A 17,533-nucleotide genomic window follows, 5' to 3' on the forward strand; every position below is an offset into this window, starting at 1 on the left:
GTCGTACGGGACACATGACGGGGGCGCGGCCTACGATGATTGCCTCGACACCAACCACCGGGAGACCAGCTATGTCTGCTGCCGCAGTCGAGGGGCCCTACCGCCCCGAGCCGCTGACTCTGCTCGAGCAAGCCAACAAGCTCATGGAGCAGCACCCGGGCTGCCGAGTCGAGATCATCGGGGGAGTAATCACCGTGGCCCCACCAACGGACTTTCCTCATTCGAGGGTGCTGACCAAGCTCATGAAGCCCTTCCTGGCGGCGGGCCTGGACGGCGAGGAAACCGAGGTCGGCTGGGGGGTCAGCGTGTGGCTGCCGACCGGGCCCGAGGACTACGTCATCCCGGATCTGGTGGTGGTCGACGCCGACATCGATGAGCACCTCGTCGAGAACAGCTGCTACGACCCCGCGGCCTTCCGCCTCGTCCTCGAGGTCACCTCGTCCAACTACAACAACGACCTGAGGAACAAGGTCGCCGCATACGCCGAAGCCAAGATCCCGGTGTATCTGATCGTCAACCGCAAGCACGGCCGGGTCCATGTGCTGACCGACCCCGGCGCGGGCGGATACGACACGCACCGCGTCCATGCTCCCGGCGAGCAGATCACCCTGCCCGACTCGATCGGCGCCAAGGTCACCCTCGATGTCTCCGAGCTGCTGGCGGCCGGAGAGCGGAAAGGCTGACCACTCACCCCTTCACAATCCGCACCGGCAGCAGCCCCAACGCCTCCCGCAGCGCCCCCGCGAACGCCTCGAACTCCTCCTGCCGCGCCGCCCCCGCCCGCATCGCGAGCGCGATCCGGCGCGCGGGCGCCGGGTCCGCGAAGTATCCGGTCGCCAGCTGGTCGCTGCGCCCGGTCTCCACGCGCAGCGCCGTACGAGGCAGCAGCGTCACCCCGAGGCCGCCCGCGACCAGCTGCACCAGCGTGGAGAGCCCGGCGGCGCTCGTGGTGACCGGGGCGCCCTCCGTACGGCCCGCCTCGCGGCAGATGTCCAGGGCCTGGTCGCGCAGGCAGTGGCCCTCGTCCAGCAGCAGCAGATCCAGCTCCTTCAGCGCCGCGCGGGGGATGTCGCTCCGCCCGCCGAGCCAGTGGTCCTGGGGCGTGACCAGGACGAAGTCCTCGTCGAACAGGGGCAGTTCGACCACGCCCGAGGCGGCCAGCGGGACCGCGAGCAGCAGCAGATCGAGCCGCCCGTGGGCGAGGCCGTCCAGCAGTGAGGCGGTCTGCTCCTCGTGCACCTGTAGATCGAGCAGCGGATAGCGGTCGTGTACCAGCCGCAGCACGGTCGGCAGCAGATACGGCGCCACGGTCGGGATCACCCCGAGCCGCAGCACGCCGGTGAACGGCGCCCGCGCCGCCTCCGCCTCCTCCATCAGCGCGCCGACCGCCTCCAGCACCGTGCGGGCCCGCGCCGCCAGCCGCTCCCCCGCCGGGCTGAGCAGCACCTTGCGCGTCGTACGCTCCAGGAGCTGAACCCCGAGCGCCTCCTCCAGCGCGGCGACGGCCCCCGACAGCGCGGGCTGGCTCATGCCGATGGCGGCGGCGGCATCGCGGAAGTGCAGCTGCTCGGCGACCGCGGCGAACGCCCTGAGCTGGGAGAGGCTGGGCTGACGCGGCTTGCCTCCGGGTGTGGTCGATGCGACCAACTGATAATCACCTCCGATCAACACCACCTAGTCTAGCTATTTCACTGATCAATACCTCGTGTGCCAGGGTGGTCCAGTCCAACCCCGAGGAAACCACCACATAAGGGTTTCCTCCGCTGAAAGCTGCAAGGAGAGCGCGTGCTCACTGTCGGTGACAAGTTCCCCACGTACGACCTGACCGCCTGTGTGTCGCTGGAGAGCGGCAAGGAGTTCGAGCAGATCGACCACAAGTCCTACGAGGGCAAGTGGCGCGTGGTGTTCTTCTGGCCCAAGGACTTCACGTTCGTGTGTCCGACCGAGATCGCCGCGTTCGGCAAGCTGAACGACGAGTTCGCCGACCGCGACACGCAAATTCTCGGCGTCTCCGGCGACTCCGAGTTCGTCCACCACGCCTGGCGCAAGGACCACGCCGACCTGCGTGACCTGCCCTTCCCCATGCTGGCCGACTCCAAGCACGAGCTGATGCGGGACTGCGGTGTCGAGGGCGAGGACGGCTTCGCGCAGCGCGCCGTCTTCATCGTCGACCAGAACAACGAGATCCAGTTCACCATGGTGACCGCCGGTTCCGTGGGCCGTAACCCCAAGGAGGTCCTGCGGGTCCTCGACGCCCTGCAGACCGACGAGCTGTGCCCCTGCAACTGGAGCAAGGGCGAGAACACCCTGGACCCGGTCAAGCTCCTCGCGGGCGAGTGAGCTGACCCGACATGGCACTCGACGACCTGAAGTCCGCCCTGCCGGACTACGCCAAGGACCTCAAGCTCAACCTGGGCTCGGTCATCGGCAACTCCGATCTTCCGCAGCAGCAGCTGTGGGGCACCGTGCTCGCCTGCGCGATCGCCTCGCGCTCGCCGCGTGTGCTGGCGGAGCTCGAGCCGGAGGCCAAGGCCAACCTGAGCCCGGAGGCCTACACCGCCGCCAAGTCGGCCGCCGCCATCATGGCGATGAACAACGTCTTCTACCGGACCCGGCACCTGCTGTCGGACCCGGAGTACGGCACCCTGCGCGCGGGGTTGCGGATGAACATCATCGGCAACCCGGGCGTGGAGAAGACCGACTTCGAGCTCTGGTCGCTGGCGGTGTCCGCGATCAACGGCTGCGGCCAGTGCCTGGACTCGCATGAGCAGGTGCTCCGCAAGGCGGGCGTGGACCGGGAGACGATCCAGGAAGCCTTCAAGATCGCCGCGGTGGTGCAGGCGGTCGGCACCACACTCGACGCCGAGGCGACCCTGGCCGCGAACGGCTGACGGCACAAAACCGCAGGCGCATACGGGGCGTTCCCGCCGAACCGGCGGGAACGCCCCTCGCGCATGCCGTGGGCCGCCGCCGGATGTCCGACCCCAGCGGTATGGTCACCGACCATGACTGAAGACGCGGACCGCGCCGCCGACTTGGCCGAGGTGGGTCAGCTCCTGGCCCAGGTTTCCGATGACGCGGAGTACGTCGACGAGGAGGACGAGGAGTGGGCGGAGAACACGCACACCGTCCATGAGGCGTACGCCCAGGCCCTGCGGGCGGACCCGGAGAGCCTGGAGGCGGCCGTGGGACTCGCCGTGCTGGCCGGTGCCGAGCTCCGCTTCCACGTCGTCAACCATGTGGACGGGGCCTGGTGGGAGGAGGACCTGAGCCCTCTCCCCGAGATACCGGCCGACGACGAGGCCGGGCGCCGGCTCGCCGACGAGGCGGTCCGCGCGGCCCGGCACGTCCTGTCCCTGGAGCCGGGCAACAACCTCGCCGTCTACCTCGAAGGACTGGCCCACGAGTGCGGGGGTGCGCACGACGAGGCGTTGGACCGTTATCTGCGCGCCGTGGAGCTCGACCCGTGGGACCAGGTGGCAGAGGCCCGCGCACGGGCACTCGACGACGCATACGACCCGCCGCGCCACGAGGGCCCGGATCCCAACCCGCACTCCCGGCACTTCTGGCTGCTCCGCGACGCCACGTGGACCAGCAACTCCGGTGACGAGGAGGTGGTGTACTGGCGCCTCAGCGACCCGGCCGAGGTCCGGGACGCGATCGAGACGGTGGTGTCGGACAAGGTGCGGCACAACCCTGATCTGCCGTCCGTCCGGGACGGCCGCATCGACCTGAGCACGTACGCCCCTGGCCGACCGCCGGCCATGGTCAACATCCACGACGCGCTGCGCCCCACGCCCTCCGGGCCGCCGACGGTGGACTGGACGGCCGTGGACCTCGAAGAGCCGCCGCCCGGCAGGCGTCTGCCGCCCGGACAGCCGGTGCGCATCGATGGTCGCGTGCACTTCGACGGGGAGGGCGACCGCATCGAGGAGTGAGCACATGGCCGGGGCACGTCACCGCGCCCCGGGCGGCTCACGCCCCGTCGTCGTGCCGGCTCGGCGCGATCTCCACGGCGCTGGCCCCGTGCGGCCCCTGGGTCGCGCGCAGCGCGGCCTCCTTGTTGTACGTCCGCAGATAGCCGACGACCGTGTTGGCGACCGCCACCAGCGGTACGGCCACCACCGCGCCGCCGATGCCGCCGATCAGCGAGCCGGCCGCGACCGAGAGCACCACGGCCAGCGGGTGCACCCGCACCGCCCGGCCCAGGATGAAGGGCTGCAGGATGTGGCCCTCGATCTGCTGCACCGCCAGCACCACCACGAGCACCATCGCCGCGGTCCACACGCCCTGGGTGACCAGCGCGACCACGACCGCCAGCGCGCCGGAGACCACGGCGCCGACGAGCGGGATGAAGGCGAAGAGGAAGATGAAGACGGCGAGCGGCACGGCCATCGGGACGTCGAGGAAGAAGATGCCGACGCCGATGAAGATGGCGTCGATCAACGCCACTATCACCGTGCCGCGCACATAGGCGGTGAGCGTGGTCCAGGCGCGCGGGCCCGCGCCCGCCACGCCCTCGCGGGCCGGGGCCGGGACGAGCTTGAGGAACCAGGCCCAGATCTTCGGTCCGTCGTACAGCAGGAAGAGCGTGCTGAACATCGCCAGCAGAATGCCGGTCAGCACCTCCACGATGACCGTGACGCCTTCGAGACCGGCGGAGGTGATCTCCTCGGTGTTGGCGCCGATCGCGTCGCGCAGGTTGTTGGCGATCTGGTTGATCTGCTTCTCGGTCACATGGAAGGGGCTGTTGAGCAGCCAGTCCCGCAGGTCGTCGATGCCTGCCTGGACCTTGCTGGACAGGTCGTCGACGTTCTCCATGACCTGCCACACCACGAACCAGATGACCAGGCCCATGATGATGAAACCGGAGATGAAGGTGATGGCGGTGGCCAGGCCACGGGGGACGCCCCGGTTCCGCAGGCGGGTGACGGTCGGCTCCAGCATCGCGGTGATCAGCAGAGCGACGGTGAAGGAGAGCACCACCAGTTCGACGGCGCTGATGACGGTCATCAGCACATAGACGGTCCCCGCGAGCACCAGCAGCCGCCAGCCGACCTCGGCGGCGACCCGGACGCCCCAGGGAACGGAGGCGACGGGATCGGGCTTGGCGGAGACGGCGGGGGCGTAGGCGGGCGGGGCCGGCACGCTGGCCGGCTCTCGGCGGACCGGGGCCTCGCCGCCGGCGGCCGGGCCCGCTGGGACCGGGCCTTCCTGCGCCGGACGGCCCGAGTCGGCGCCGTGGTCGGCGGGGCCGTTGGGTTCGGCGGGGCTGTCGGGGCTGTCGGGGCCATTGACGCCCTCGGCCTTGCTGTTGCCGTCGCCCTTCCCCAAGGCCTTGTCGGCGCCCTGCCCCCGGTCGGCCCGTTCGCCCTTGCCGTCGTCGGTGTGCGCGTCGTCCGGGTCGGCGGCGTCGGCCTCGGCATGGCGCTCCAGCCGCTCGGCCAGCCGCGTCAGGCCGGCTCCCATTCTGCCGACCCAGTGTGGCAATGCGGACATTTCGCTTCCCCTACCCCCAGTTCCCCCATGGTCGTGGGGAAGACGTTACAGCCTGAGGACGCGCGAAACCCCCGACCGGTTGCGGTCGGGGGTTTCGCGAAGTCGAACGCCGGAGGCGACCGAGTGAACCCGGGGGCATCAGTAGTAGTTGTTGGCCTGCCAGAACGACCACGCGCCGCAGGGGCTGTCGTAGCGGTCGTTCATGTAGTTCAGGCCCCACTTGATCTGGGTGGCCGGGTTGGTGCGCCAGTCGGCACCCACCGAGGACATCTTGGAGCCCGGCAGCGCCTGCACCAGACCGTACGCGCCCGAAGAGGGGTTTTCGGCCCGGTAGTTCCAGGTGCTCTCGTGGTTCACGATGTTGCTGAAGCACTGGAACTGGTCCGCCGGGACGATCTGGCGCGCCATGGCCTGGACCTCGGCGACGGTGTACGAGGCCTGCTGCGGGAAGCTGCTGGCGTCGCGCGTGGCGGAACGGCTCGCCTCGAGCTTCTTCTTGGCGTCCTCACGCTCCTTGGCGGCCTTGGCCTCGGCGGCTGCCTTCTCGGCTGCCACCTTCTTGGCCTTCGCGTCCTTGGCATCCTTGGCGGCCTGCTTGCGCGCGGCCTCCTCGGCGAACTTCTTCGCCTCCGCGTCCGCCGCGGTGGACTGTGTGTCCGCCTGCTGCGTCAAGGAGGTGGTTTGCGCCACGGCCTGCTGGCCGGCGGGTATGTCCGCGAGGAGCGTCGTGTCGGCGGCGGTCGCCTCGACGGGGTCGGTCGAGCTCTGCTCGCCGCCCGCGGCAACGCCAACGACAGCGCCCACAGTGGTGACCGCGGTGGCGGAGGCCACTGCGAATCCCCGGACCGAAATCCGGCTCACACGGTTTCCTTCCAGCATCGCCCGCTTAGGTGACCTCGCGGACGCAATCGTGCCCCTGGCGCTGGCTTCCCCTTGTTCCGTCCCCCTGTTGCACACGGGGATGGCTGGTCACGGGAGGCACTGGCCCGGTGGACCCTCCCTCGGGAGAGCCGCAAGGTGCTCGGGCGGCATACGGCGAACGCTGTTTAGTTCTGGTACTGCTGTTGCTCCGTACCGCTGGGGGTACTGGTGTGCCGTATGCGGGGCCTGACAGGACCCACACACTGCCGGAAGCGGACGCCCGGAGGCAATTCTCCGTTGAGTGTGAAAGCTCACACCTTGTTTACGCCCTAGGATTTCCGGAAATCCCAGCGCGCCAAGACGCCGCGCGACTAAGCTCCTTGGGCTCAGCCACGCGGCGTCCGGGTCTATATATGCCGCCTACTCCCCTCAACTACCTCAGATGTGACCGTCCTCGAGCATTTCGGTCACCAGGGCCGCGATCGGCGACCGTTCGGAGCGGGTGAGGGTGACATGGGCGAACAGCGGGTGCCCCTTGAGCTTCTCGACCACCGCGACGACACCGTCATAGCGCCCGACGCGGAGATTGTCCCGCTGTGCCACGTCATGGGTGAGTACCACCCGGGAGTTGGCGCCGATGCGGGACAAAACGGTCAGCAGGACGTTCCGTTCGAGCGACTGCGCCTCATCCACGATCACAAAGGCGTCATGGAGCGAGCGGCCCCGGATGTGGGTGAGCGGCAGCACCTCCAGCATCCCGCGCCCCACGACCTCCTCGATCACATCCGAGGTGGTCACCGCCGACAGGGTGTCGAAGACGGCCTGGGCCCACGGGCTCATCTTCTCCGCCTCGGTGCCCGGCAGATAGCCCAACTCCTGCCCGCCCACCGCGTACAGCGGCCGGAAGATCATCACCTTCCGGTGCTGCTGGCGCTCCAGCACCGCCTCCAGGCCGGCGCACAGCGCGAGCGCCGACTTGCCCGTGCCGGCCCGGCCGCCCATCGAGACGATCCCGATGTCCGGGTCGAGCAGCAGATCCAGCGCGATGCGCTGCTCCGCGCTCCGCCCGTGGATCCCGAACGCCTCGCGGTCGCCGCGCACCAGCCGCACCTGCCCGTCCGGCGTGACCCGGCCCAGGGCCTTGCCACGCTCCGACTGCAGCACCAGACCGGTGTGCACCGGCAGCTCCGCCGCCTCGGGGACATACGCGGTCTCGGCCGCGAAGAGGTCGTCCACCTGTTCGGCGGTGACGGCCAGCTCGGCCATTCCGGTCCAGCCCGAGTCGGTTATCGCCAGCTCGGCGCGGTACTCCTCGGCGAGCAGCCCCACCGAGGAGGCCTTGATGCGCAGCGGGAGGTCCTTCGAGACGACCGTGACGTCGTACCCCTCGGCCTGCAGATTCCTGGCGACAGCGAGGATCCGCGAGTCGTTGTCGGCCACCCGGCCGCCATGAGTCAGGAAGGCGGCCGGCAGGAGGCCCGGGTCGGAGTGGTTGAGCTCGACACGCAAGGTGCCGCCCAGATCGCCGATCGGGATCGGGGCGTCCAGACGGCCGTGCCGGATCCGGAACTCGTCCAGCAGGCGCAGCGCCTGCCGGGCGAAGTAACCCAGCTCCGGGTGGTGCCTCTTGGACTCCAGCTCGGTGACCACGACGACCGGCAGCACGACCTCGTGCTCGTCGAAGCGGGCCATGGCATTCGGGTCGGCGAGCAGGACGCTGGTGTCGAGAACATAGGTGCGCCGGTCTTGCTCGCGGCGTTTCTTGCTGGTCACCACGGGTGGACGAACCCCCTCAGGAGAGGTTGGGGTGCGACGGCGTCGCGGGAACGGGTCCCCCGGCCCGCAGGCGGGGGACGGACCGGGCTCAGGCCCCGACGGGAGGGCCGAGCGCCGGCCCTCCGCGTCATACGCACGATCCGCACAGTCGTCCGTGTGCAAAGGGCCTCCCGGGCGAACGAGCACATGCCGTCCGCTGGCAGTTCGACACCCCTAGGACAGTTGGGGCAGGGCGTCGACCTGGAAGGGATATTCCCTCGAACGTGCGCGACCATGCAATGGCATATGACGGCGCGCACGTGAACGTTGTGAAACCCGCTCGTTTCCGGAGGGGATGAGGGCGTAGCCGAAACCGTACGGACTGATGAGCTGTCCGGGCCCGACTGCCGTACCGCGTACGGGATTAGTAGCCGTACCGCCGGTGCCGCGCGGCGTAGTCACGCAGCGCGCGGAGGAAGTCGACCTTGCGGAAGGCGGGCCAGAAGACCTCGCAGAAGTAGTACTCCGAATGGGCGCTCTGCCACAGCATGAACCCGGACAGCCGCTGCTCGCCGCTGGTGCGGATGACGAGGTCCGGGTCGGGCTGGCCGCGTGTGTACAGGTGTTCGGAGATCAGGTCGATGTCGACGATCTCCGCGAGCTGCTCGAAGCTGGTGCCCTTGCTCGCGTGGTCGAGCAGCAACGACCGCACCGCGTCGGCGATCTCCTGCCGGCCGCCGTAGCCGATGGCGACATTGACCAGTATGCCGTCGATGTGCTCGGTGTCCCGCTCGGCCTCCTTGAGGACCGTCTGCGTCCGGGCGGGCAGCAGATCGCGGTTCCCGACGTGGTGCACCCGCCAGCGCCCGTCGGCGGCCAGGTCGCGCACGGCGTTCTCGATGATGCTCAGGAGCGGGACCAGCTCCTCCTCGGGGCGGTCCAGGTTGTCGGTGGACAGCATCCAGAGCGTGACGACCTCGACGTCCGTCTCGTTGCACCAGCCGAGCAGCTCCTGGATCTTGCTCGCGCCCGCCTTGTGCCCCTGCTCGGCCGTCCCTCCGGCCGCGCGGGCCCAGCGGCGGTTGCCGTCGAGGATGACACCGATGTGCTTGGGCACCTGGGCGTGGTCGAGGCGGCCTTCCACCCGGCGTGCGTAGAGCCCGTACACCAGGTCGCGCAACTTCACGTCTTCCAGCCCCTCAGTGCCTTGCATGGCTTGCGATGGCGGTCCGCCCAAGCCCGCACCCTACTGCGGGCAGGGGGCGCTGGCGAACCGGATGCGCCCCCTGGCCGCCTCACCCATCCCGCAAAACATCACGCTCTGTAGTGACTCGATGTGCGTTCCGTCCGGATCGATGGCCGGTACGCCCCGGAATCGCCCGAGTAAAGAAGCGGGCCGGTCCGTGGGGGGGATACGGACCGGCCCGAGGGGGGGCTTCCACCATAACGCTTTGTGAGGGATAGTCCAGGCATCGACGCGGCCGACAATGAATGTCACCAGGAATGCCGCCGTCCGCTGTCAGGCCGCGAGCCCCCCGAGCACCAGCCCCGCGCAGGCCCCGAGGATCATGAAGGGGCCGAACGCCATCCCGGTTCCGCGGGCCGCCCGGCGTGTCGCCAGCAGCCCGACGGCGTAGCACGAGCCCAGCAGCAGACCCGCGAAGGCGCCCAGGACCAGCACCGCCCAGCCGTACCAGCCGAGCGCGATCCCCAGCCCCAGGGCCAGCTTCACATCGCCGAACCCCATCCCGCTCGGTCTGATCAGAAAGAGCACGAGGTACGCGCCGCCCAGCGCCGCCCCGCCCAGCAGCGCCCGCCGCCACGACCCGGCGCTGTGCGGCAGCAGCGACGCCACGCCGAGCAGCACGGCCGCCCCGGCGGCCAGCGGCAGCGTCAGCACGTCCGGCAGCCGGTGCACCGCCCGGTCCACGCCCGCCAGCAGCACCGTCGGCGGCGCGAGCAGCAGCCACACCGCCAGCTCGGGGCGGTCGCCGACGGCCGCCGCCAGCACCGCGCACACCAGCGCGGTGAGGGCGGCGGTCAGGGGCGCGCCCGTGCCGTAGTCCCGCTCGCCCGCCCGGCAGCCCGGGCAGCGGGCGAGCCCCAGCCAGCCCCGGGCCGCCCCGGTGAGCGCGTGCCCGCGCGGGCAGGCCGCGCGCCACGGCTCCTCGGGCTCCACGGCCAGCCGGTAGCGGGCGCGGGGCAGGAGCAGTCCGGCCGCCGCGCCATACGCGGCGGCGAGGATGACCAGGGGCACAGACACGGGCCGAGCCTACGAAAGCGGGGCCGGGTGCGACACTCGCACCCGGCACCAGGAAGCCGGACATGAGCCGGCAGAGCCAGAAGCGACGGACGGAAGGGCGGGCGGGGATGGGCCGTTGGCGGGACGGCGCGGGGACGCTGCGCGTACTCGACGGCGTACGTGATGGCGTAGGGGATGGCGTACTCAGCGACGTACGCGACGTACGCGACGTACTCAACGGCGTACTCGGCGCGGACGTCCCCCTGGAGGTCGCCGCCTCCTACCGGGCCCGCGCCCGCGGGCTGCTGGGCCGGGACGGGGTGGCGGGCGCGCTGCTGCTCACCCCCGCGAGCAGCGTCCACACCGTCGGGATGCGCTTCGCCATCGACGTCGCCTATCTCGACCGCCATCTGACCGTTCTGGCCGTACGCACCATGCGCCCCGGCCGGCTCGGGCTGCCCCGGCCCCGCTCGCGCCATGTCCTGGAGGCCGAGGCGGGCGCCATGGAACGCTGGGGATTGCGGGCCGGCGCCCGCGTCGCGATCCGGTGTCCGGACGCATAGCCGCGGCAACATCCGAGCTGTACCCTGAGGCACCGGTGTCATGGTTGGACACCCTCGATCACGCACTCGTTCGCGTATCGAGGTCATTGAGGTAGAGGTACAGGGGTAGGGGTCGCACGGTGACAATCACGGGCAAAATTCTGCGGTTTGACGAGTTTCGCGGCTATGGCTTCATCGCTCCCGACGACGGCGGCGAGGACGTCTTCATGCACGCGAACGACCTGCTGGACGAGAAGCATCTGTTCCAGCCGGGCAGCAAGGTGGAGTTCGTCCCGGAGTACGGCGACAAGGGTCCCAAGGCGTCCGAAGTTCGGGTCGTCCAGCGGGCGGCCATCGTCCGGACCCACACGCCGGGACCGGCCACGGAATCGGGCGACGACACCATGTGCGATGTGCTGTCGGTCTCCGAGTTCCGGCAGGAGCTGACCGAGGCGCTGGTCGAGGTGGGCGGCACGCTGACCGCCGACCAGATCAAGCAGGTACGCAGACGCGTGATCGAGCTGGCTCAGGCGCACAACTGGATCGAGTCCTGAGGGACTTGAGGGTCCTGAGGGTCCTGAGGGTCCTCCCGGCTACCGCTGGAAGGCGCACCTGACGGCAGCAGCAACACCGAACCGCCGCGCGGGGCATCGCCCCTGCCGCGGCGGTTCCTTTTCGGGGCAGCCCGAGCCGGGTGGAAAACGGGGCTCCTACCCTTCGCGGGCGAAGCTGACCTCGACCCGGCGATTCTTCTTGCGCCCCTCCTCCGTGGAGTTGTCCGCGATCGGGTACTGCTCGCCGTAGCCGCGGATCTGGTACTGGACGGCGGAGTCCAGGTTCGCGGAGAGCGCGCGCTGGACCGCGTTGGCCCGCTCCTTGGAGAGCTTGAGGCCGTGCAGCGCGGAGCCGAGGTCGTCGGTGAAGCCGAAGACGCGGACGCTGGTCGCGTTCTGCTTCTCGATCTCCTGGGCGATGGCCCTGATCCGGGCGTTGGCCTCACCGCCGAGCCTGGAGCTGTCCTTGCCGAACAGCACCTCGGCCTGTAGGGCGAACTTGACCTTGGCGTTGGTGTCCTCGCGGCGCTCGTCGCCGTCGTCGGTCTCGACGACCATCTTGATGTCCAGCACCCGGCCGGGAGCCAGCTTCGCGCTCCCGGACAGCCGCAGATCGGGGTCCTTGGCGTCGATCTTGACGGGTGGCGTGGTGTCGGCGGGGGCGCCCGGGCCGCTGTCGGCGCGGGCCGCCGGGGCCGGGGTGACCAGGAGCGCGGTGGAGGCGAGCGCGGCGAGGAGCGAGCTCCGGCGGGCGCGGGTGCGGCGGTCGCGGGCGCGGCGGTCGTGGAGTGTGGTCATCGCCGGCTCATCCCGTGAGCTCGATGCTGACCGACGGCATGGTCGGGATCTGGAAGTCGACCTCGGTGACGCCCGACGGCGGGGCCGGGAACTGGGCGAACAGCGGGCGGCTCTCGTCCGGCTTGATCCCCGAGAGCCCCGTCGTACACAGGCACTCCCCGTCGGTGTCCCGCAGCACCAGATAGCGCTTCTTGCCGGCCTCGTCGACGAGCGAGGCGCCCGACACGGACGACCGGGACTTCATCTCGGTCTCCTTGGAGCGCCAGTCCACCGCATTGAAGAGCTGATCGCCGCGGTTGGTCACCGTCCCGTTCACGGTGACGAACCCGCCGCCGTCCCGGACCGCGGAGTGCAGGGTGACCACGATTCCGTTCGGGCCCTTGATCTCGCCGATGGTCTTGGTCGAGTCGACCGCGGGCTCGCTGTCCTTGCCGTCGTCCCCGGCCCGGCTGTCCTTGGCGGCCGTGGACTTCTGGCCCGCGCCGTCGTCCGGCTTCTTGCCGTCGTCGCTGCCGCACCCGGCCACGGCGAGGGCCAGGGCCGCCGCGAGCGCCCCCACGGCGGCCCCCCTCCGGGCCTTCGTCGTGTGCCGAATGCTCATCGCTCGCTGTCCCTTACTCTTCGTTGATTCTTCGTTCGCGCTCGTCAGTGGGCGAGATGGACGGAGAACAGGTCCTTGGCGTCGGGGAAGAGATCGAGGTGCTCGGGGTCGATGGTGATGTCCTTGCCCTCGCAGACCAGATCGATGACGGGCTTCTCGTCCTTGCCCCCCTCGTCCTTGCCCCCCTCGTCGTCGCCTTCGCCGTCGTCGCCTTCGCCGTCGTCGCCTTTGCCGTCGTCGCCTTTGCCGTCGTCGCCTTTGCCGTCGTCGCCCTTGCCGTCCCCGGTCGGGTCGGGCAGCGGAGCCGGCGCCTCGTACGTACAGCGCGGCTCGACGACCGCCTTGGCCCGCGCGGTCGCGTGCTTGGTCTCGGTACCGGGGATGACGGACTTGCCGACCGCCTTGCGGGTCTTGACCGTGACGGTGAACGAGATGGGCAGATAGCCCGGAACGCACCCTCCGTCGGTGACATCCGCGTCGTTCTCGCCGGCGAACCACTGTGCCTGGTCGCACGGGTCGCGCAGCGGATCGAAGCCCCGGCCGGTGAGCAGGTCCTCCAGGTCCTCCAGGGCCCCGCCGCTGGTGATCGCGTCCAGCAGGTCCTTCCGTAACTGGGCGCGGAAGTCCTCGGCCGCGCCGAGCGCCGCCGCGTCGGCCGCGGTCTGGCCGCCGTTGCGGGTGGCGCCCGCCTGGCCGACCGCGAAGAGGGCGAGCGCGAGGAAGAGCAGGCCCGCCACCGCGGTGATATAGATCGGGAACGCCTGCCCCGCGTCCCCGGCCAGGCGGGGGCGGCGGAAGCGGCGAGCGGTCACGGGGCCGGTCAGATGCCGACGACCTCGGAGATCTTGTCGGAGATAGCGTTTGCGATCATGCTGCCGAAGTCCGTCGTCGACAGAACGAGGACGATGGCGACCACCACGGCGATGATGCCCAGATACTCGATCGAGGTCTGCCCCCGGTCGTTCCGCATGACGCGCTTCCCCATTGTGTTCCCCTCCATGGGTGGCCGTACCGTTCCGGTCCGGCGACTCAACCCCCGTGGTGCCGCTCGCGACACGAGCAAAGTACGCCGAAACACCTGCCCGAGAACAGTGCCTACGGCACCATTGCCTGCCCATTTCGAGGCGTTCGAACCGTGTCGCCCCCTTACGGGTGACGTTCCGGATGACGTTCCGGCTGACATTCCGGCGCACATTCCGGCTAGCGCGGCCCATGCGATTCACCCCCTCCCGGCCCCGAGGAGTCCTCCGGGGACGACTTTCCCATATCCGATTGCAATCGCGAAGGGACTTCATCGAATGGAGACGGATTCGAGACAGCGGCGGCCAAGGAGAGCAGTTGCTCATGCGGGGGCGAGATGTGCTGGGAGACATGGGCGGACGCCGCGCCGTACGCGAGCCGCGCCGGCGGTGCGAGATACGGGCCGTCGGTCATCGCTGGTCTCCTCCCACCGGTTCCAGTGCGGTCAATCCCCCGTGATGGAGCCGAAATCCGTGCCCGAGCCGATAAAGAAGCCCGCGATGAGCAGGATCATCGTGCCGGGCACCATAAAGGTCGTGACCACCATGGTCGCCTTCGGCACGGCGCGGGCCGCGCGCCGCCGGGCGTTCTGCGCATCGGTGCGCCGCATGTCATTCGCGATGGCGATCAGCGTCTCGACGATCGGCGCGCCGAGTTCCTCGCCCTGCTGTAGCGCGGTGACGAACTGAGCGACCTGCTCGGAGTCGTTCCGCTTCCGCAGTTCCTCGAACGCCTGTCTGCGGCTCACCCCCATGTCCATTTGCCGAAGCGTGATGCGAAGTTCATCCGCCCAGGGGCCCTCGTACTTCTCCGCCACGCGGTCCAGCGCCTGCCGGAAGCTCAGTCCGGCGCTCACCACCACCGCCAGCACATCGAGAAAGTCGGGCAGCGTCCGCTCGATGGCCTGCCGGCGCTCCCGTACCGCCGCCCAGATACCGACCTCGATCCAGAACAGACCGAAGGCGACCAGAACCAGGGCGAGCAGCAGCTGCCCCTTCATCAGCATCACCAGCGCGCCGCCGAAGCCGAGGATGCCGTACACCGCGCGCCGCGCAGCATAGCGGTCGACCGTCAGCCCGCCCGGGTTGCCCGCCAGATCGATCCGGCGCCGGACCTTGGCGACCCGCTTCTCGCCCATCAGCCGCAGCACGAACGGGGCGTAGCGCATGCCGAGACGGTCGACGGCCGAGCCGACCGCCGTCGTACGCGTCGCCCCGACCTCCAGCGCCACCGCCAGGTCACTGGGCAGCTTGGCCTCGCTGCGGTAGAGCGCGACGCCGTACGCGACGCCCGCCACCGACAGTCCCGCCACCAGCGCCAGCAGCACACCGATCGCCATGTCCGCCGCCCCTCTCAGACGTCGATCTTCGACATACGGCGGATCAGGAAGAAGCCGATCCCGTACAGCGCGAAGGCCACCACCACCGCGGCCTGGCCCCAGAAGGACGAGGTCATCCGGTCCAGGGAGCCCGTCGCGATCCGGTTCATCAGCAGCAGCGTGCCGACGCCCATCAGCGGCACCACATATGCGGTGACCGTGACCTGGGACAGCTGAGTGCGGACCTCGCGCCGGGTCTCCTTGCGCTCCTCCAACGTCTGGGTGAGGTTGCGCAGCGAGCTGACGACGGTGCCGCCCGCGCGGTTGGACAGCACGAGCGTGGTGACCAGGACGACCAGCTCCCGGGACGGCAGCCGCTCGGCGAGCTCGCCCAGCGCTTCGTCGATCGAGTGGCCGACCGCCAGCTTGTCGGCGACCTTCGCCAGCTCCTCCCCCGCCGGGGCCTCCATCTCGTCGGCCGCCATGCCCAGCGCGGTACGCAGCGCCAGACCGGCCTGCGTGGCGTTGGCCAGGATCCGCGACAGCTCGGGCAGCTGATTGATGAACTTCTCGATCCGCTTCTGCCGCTGCCAGTTGAGGAACGCGAACGCGGACCAGACCGCGACCACGGCCGCGATCGGCCCGAAGAACGCCGCGAGCAGCGACGCCGCCACCACCCAAAGGCCGATCGCCGCCCCCGCCGTGTAGACGAAGAACTCACCCGGGGTGATCTCCAGCCCCGTCGAGGCCAGCCGCAGCTCCAGCCTCCGCCCCAGCGAGGTGCCGCGCAGCCGCCGGTCCACCCGCACGAAGCGGCGCGGCCGGCCGGACAGCGGCAGCGACCCCGTATCGGAGAGCCGGTCGAACAGCGCCTGCTGGGCCGCCTTGCCCCGGGCGTACGTATGCACGCCCGCGACGCCCAGCGCGCCGCACACCAGCGTCGCCCCGACCGTCACCACCGCCAGTTGGTCCATGCCCGGCTACCTCCGCTCACTCGGGCTGTACGCGGCCCCGCGCACGCTCAGCTGCGCCGGGAACGCGGCGACGCCGAACGCGGGCGGCACCGACTCGCTCGCCAGCCGCAGCCGATCCGCGACCCGCTCCGGCAGCGGGAAGTAGGAGAACCGCCCGTGGACGATACGGTCCCCGCCCATCGGCTCGGCGTCGAACCGGCAGACGGTCGCGATGCGGTACTCCTCGTGGCCATGGCTGTCGAGCAGCGCGACCTCGCTGATCCGCCGCGAGCCGTCGGCGTGCCGGACGAGCTGCACGATGCAGTCGACCGCGCTGTTGATCTGGTCCCGCAGCGCCTCGTACGGAATGGCCACATCCGACATCGAGGCGAGGGTCTGCAACCGCATCAGCGCGTCCTCCGCGCTGTTGGCGTGCACGGTGGCCAGCGAGCCGTCGTGGCCGGTGGACATGGCCTGCAGCATGTCCAGAGTCTCGCCGCCGCGCACCTCGCCGACGATGATGCGGTCGGGGCGCATCCGCAGCGAGTTGCGCACCAGGTCGCGGATGGTGATCAGGCCCTTGCCCTCGACGTTGGGCGGGCGGGACTCCAGGCGGATCACATGCGTCTGCTGCAGCTGGAGCTCGGCCGCGTCCTCGACGGTGATGATCCGCTCGCCCTCCGGGATCAGCCCGGACAGGGAGTTGAGCAGCGTCGTCTTCCCGGAGCCGGTGGGCCCGGACACCACGACGTTGAACTTCGCCCGCACCAGCGCGGCGAGCAGCAACAGCGTCTGCTCGTCCAGCGTGCCCATGCCGATCAGCTCGTGCAGGGTGTACGCGCGCGGGAAGCGGCGGATGGTGAGCGTGGCGCCGGTGAGCGCGAGCGGCGGGATGATGACATTGACCCGCTCCCCGGACGGCAGCCGCGCGTCGACCATCGGATTCGACTCGTCCACCCGGCGGTTGACCGTGGAGACGATCCGCTCGATGGTCTGCATCAGCTGCTCCTCGGACGCGAAGCGCACGGGGAGCAGCTCGACCCGGCCCGCGCGCTCCACGAAGATCTGGTCCGGGCCGTTGACCATGATCTCGGTGATGGAGGCGTCCTCCAGCAGCGGTTCGAGCACCCCGAGGCCCAAGGCCTCGTCCACGACCCGGCGGATCAGCTGGGACCGCTCGGCGGTGGACAGGACCGGGCCCTCACGGCTGATGATGTGCCCGAGGACGCGCTCCAGGCGCGAGCGCCGCTCGCCGGCGGCGAGCGAGGACATCTCCGCGAGGTCGATCTCTTCGAGCAGCTTGGCGCGGTAGACGGAGACGAGATGCCCGTCCTCCCGCCCCTCACCGGGCCCCTCGGGCGCGGTGATGCGTGCCCGCAGGCTCATCGGT

Annotated in this window: 19 protein-coding genes; 6 read left to right on the top strand and 13 right to left on the bottom strand. The window is 70.0% G+C overall.

The window, feature by feature from the left end; all coding sequences use genetic code 11:
• Nucleotides 1-71: 71 nt before the first annotated feature.
• Complete coding sequence (locus ACWY4P_RS19905) at nt 72-683, top strand: Uma2 family endonuclease (protein ID WP_456211886.1); 612 nt, start codon at nt 72-74, stop codon at nt 681-683.
• 4 nt (nt 684-687) lie between these two features.
• On the opposite strand, the gene ACWY4P_RS19910 is transcribed toward ACWY4P_RS19905, so the two are convergent.
• Entirely contained in the window at nt 688-1,647 is a 960-nt protein-coding gene (locus ACWY4P_RS19910) for a hydrogen peroxide-inducible genes activator (protein ID WP_456211887.1), read from the bottom strand.
• Between the two features lie 138 nt (nt 1,648-1,785).
• Here ACWY4P_RS19910 and ACWY4P_RS19915 point away from each other — a divergent pair, with 138 nt between their 5' ends.
• The 3 genes from ACWY4P_RS19915 to ACWY4P_RS19925 all read left to right on the top strand — a co-directional run bounded on the left by ACWY4P_RS19915 (nt 1,786) and on the right by ACWY4P_RS19925 (nt 3,938).
• Complete coding sequence (locus ACWY4P_RS19915) at nt 1,786-2,340, top strand: peroxiredoxin (protein WP_456211888.1); 555 nt, start codon at nt 1,786-1,788, stop codon at nt 2,338-2,340.
• Nucleotides 2,341-2,351: 11 nt separating this feature from the next.
• Nucleotides 2,352-2,891 carry an alkyl hydroperoxide reductase gene (locus ACWY4P_RS19920; RefSeq protein WP_456211889.1) on the top strand — a complete coding sequence of 180 codons (540 nt, stop codon included), beginning with the start codon at nt 2,352-2,354 and terminating at the stop codon, nt 2,889-2,891.
• Between the two features lie 114 nt (nt 2,892-3,005).
• A complete protein-coding gene (locus ACWY4P_RS19925) occupies nt 3,006-3,938 on the top strand; it encodes a hypothetical protein (protein ID WP_456211890.1) in 933 nt (310 codons plus the stop codon).
• 37 nt (nt 3,939-3,975) lie between these two features.
• Here the strand turns inward: ACWY4P_RS19925 and ACWY4P_RS19930 are convergent, their stop codons facing one another.
• The 5 genes from ACWY4P_RS19930 to ACWY4P_RS19950 all read right to left on the bottom strand — a co-directional run bounded on the left by ACWY4P_RS19930 (nt 3,976) and on the right by ACWY4P_RS19950 (nt 10,378).
• Nucleotides 3,976-5,499: an AI-2E family transporter gene (locus ACWY4P_RS19930; protein WP_456211891.1), complete on the bottom strand. Its 1,524-nt coding sequence runs from the start codon at nt 5,497-5,499 to the stop codon at nt 3,976-3,978.
• 138 nt (nt 5,500-5,637) lie between these two features.
• Complete coding sequence (locus ACWY4P_RS19935; RefSeq protein WP_456211892.1) at nt 5,638-6,360, bottom strand: aggregation-promoting factor C-terminal-like domain-containing protein; 723 nt, start codon at nt 6,358-6,360, stop codon at nt 5,638-5,640.
• Nucleotides 6,361-6,798: 438 nt separating this feature from the next.
• A complete protein-coding gene (locus tag ACWY4P_RS19940) occupies nt 6,799-8,136 on the bottom strand; it encodes a PhoH family protein (protein WP_456211893.1) in 1,338 nt (445 codons plus the stop codon).
• Between the two features lie 403 nt (nt 8,137-8,539).
• Nucleotides 8,540-9,301, bottom strand: a complete 762-nt coding sequence (locus ACWY4P_RS19945; RefSeq protein WP_456212989.1) for an isoprenyl transferase — start codon at nt 9,299-9,301, stop codon at nt 8,540-8,542.
• A 333-nt stretch (nt 9,302-9,634) separates the two neighbouring features.
• The gene (locus tag ACWY4P_RS19950) at nt 9,635-10,378 is read right to left on the bottom strand and encodes a prepilin peptidase (RefSeq protein ID WP_456211894.1); all 744 of its coding nucleotides are present in this window, start codon (nt 10,376-10,378) and stop codon (nt 9,635-9,637) included.
• Nucleotides 10,379-10,485: 107 nt separating this feature from the next.
• Here ACWY4P_RS19950 and ACWY4P_RS19955 point away from each other — a divergent pair, with 107 nt between their 5' ends.
• Nucleotides 10,486-10,920 (top strand): DUF192 domain-containing protein, encoded by a 435-nt coding sequence (locus ACWY4P_RS19955; protein WP_456212990.1) that lies wholly within the window; start codon nt 10,486-10,488, stop codon nt 10,918-10,920.
• A 119-nt stretch (nt 10,921-11,039) separates the two neighbouring features.
• Nucleotides 11,040-11,453: a cold-shock protein gene (locus tag ACWY4P_RS19960; RefSeq protein ID WP_456211895.1), complete on the top strand. Its 414-nt coding sequence runs from the start codon at nt 11,040-11,042 to the stop codon at nt 11,451-11,453.
• Between the two features lie 156 nt (nt 11,454-11,609).
• Here the strand turns inward: ACWY4P_RS19960 and ACWY4P_RS19965 are convergent, their stop codons facing one another.
• The 7 genes from ACWY4P_RS19965 to ACWY4P_RS19995 form a co-directional block, all read right to left on the bottom strand.
• Complete coding sequence (locus ACWY4P_RS19965; RefSeq protein WP_456211896.1) at nt 11,610-12,251, bottom strand: OmpA family protein; 642 nt, start codon at nt 12,249-12,251, stop codon at nt 11,610-11,612.
• 7 nt (nt 12,252-12,258) lie between these two features.
• Complete coding sequence (locus ACWY4P_RS19970; RefSeq protein ID WP_456211897.1) at nt 12,259-12,852, bottom strand: hypothetical protein; 594 nt, start codon at nt 12,850-12,852, stop codon at nt 12,259-12,261.
• 44 nt (nt 12,853-12,896) lie between these two features.
• Complete coding sequence (locus ACWY4P_RS19975; protein WP_456211898.1) at nt 12,897-13,664, bottom strand: hypothetical protein; 768 nt, start codon at nt 13,662-13,664, stop codon at nt 12,897-12,899.
• A gap of 8 nt (nt 13,665-13,672) precedes the next feature.
• Nucleotides 13,673-13,822, bottom strand: coding sequence for a hypothetical protein (locus tag ACWY4P_RS19980; protein WP_162097954.1), 150 nt, complete (start codon nt 13,820-13,822; stop codon nt 13,673-13,675).
• Between the two features lie 495 nt (nt 13,823-14,317).
• Nucleotides 14,318-15,211 (bottom strand): DUF5936 domain-containing protein, encoded by an 894-nt coding sequence (locus ACWY4P_RS19985; RefSeq protein WP_456211899.1) that lies wholly within the window; start codon nt 15,209-15,211, stop codon nt 14,318-14,320.
• Between the two features lie 14 nt (nt 15,212-15,225).
• Nucleotides 15,226-16,164: a type II secretion system F family protein gene (locus tag ACWY4P_RS19990; protein ID WP_456211900.1), complete on the bottom strand. Its 939-nt coding sequence runs from the start codon at nt 16,162-16,164 to the stop codon at nt 15,226-15,228.
• A 6-nt stretch (nt 16,165-16,170) separates the two neighbouring features.
• A complete protein-coding gene (locus ACWY4P_RS19995; RefSeq protein ID WP_456211901.1) occupies nt 16,171-17,529 on the bottom strand; it encodes a CpaF family protein in 1,359 nt (452 codons plus the stop codon).
• Between the last annotated feature and the right edge of the window lie 4 nt (nt 17,530-17,533).

Source organism: Streptomyces sp. LZ34 (assembly GCF_053890475.1).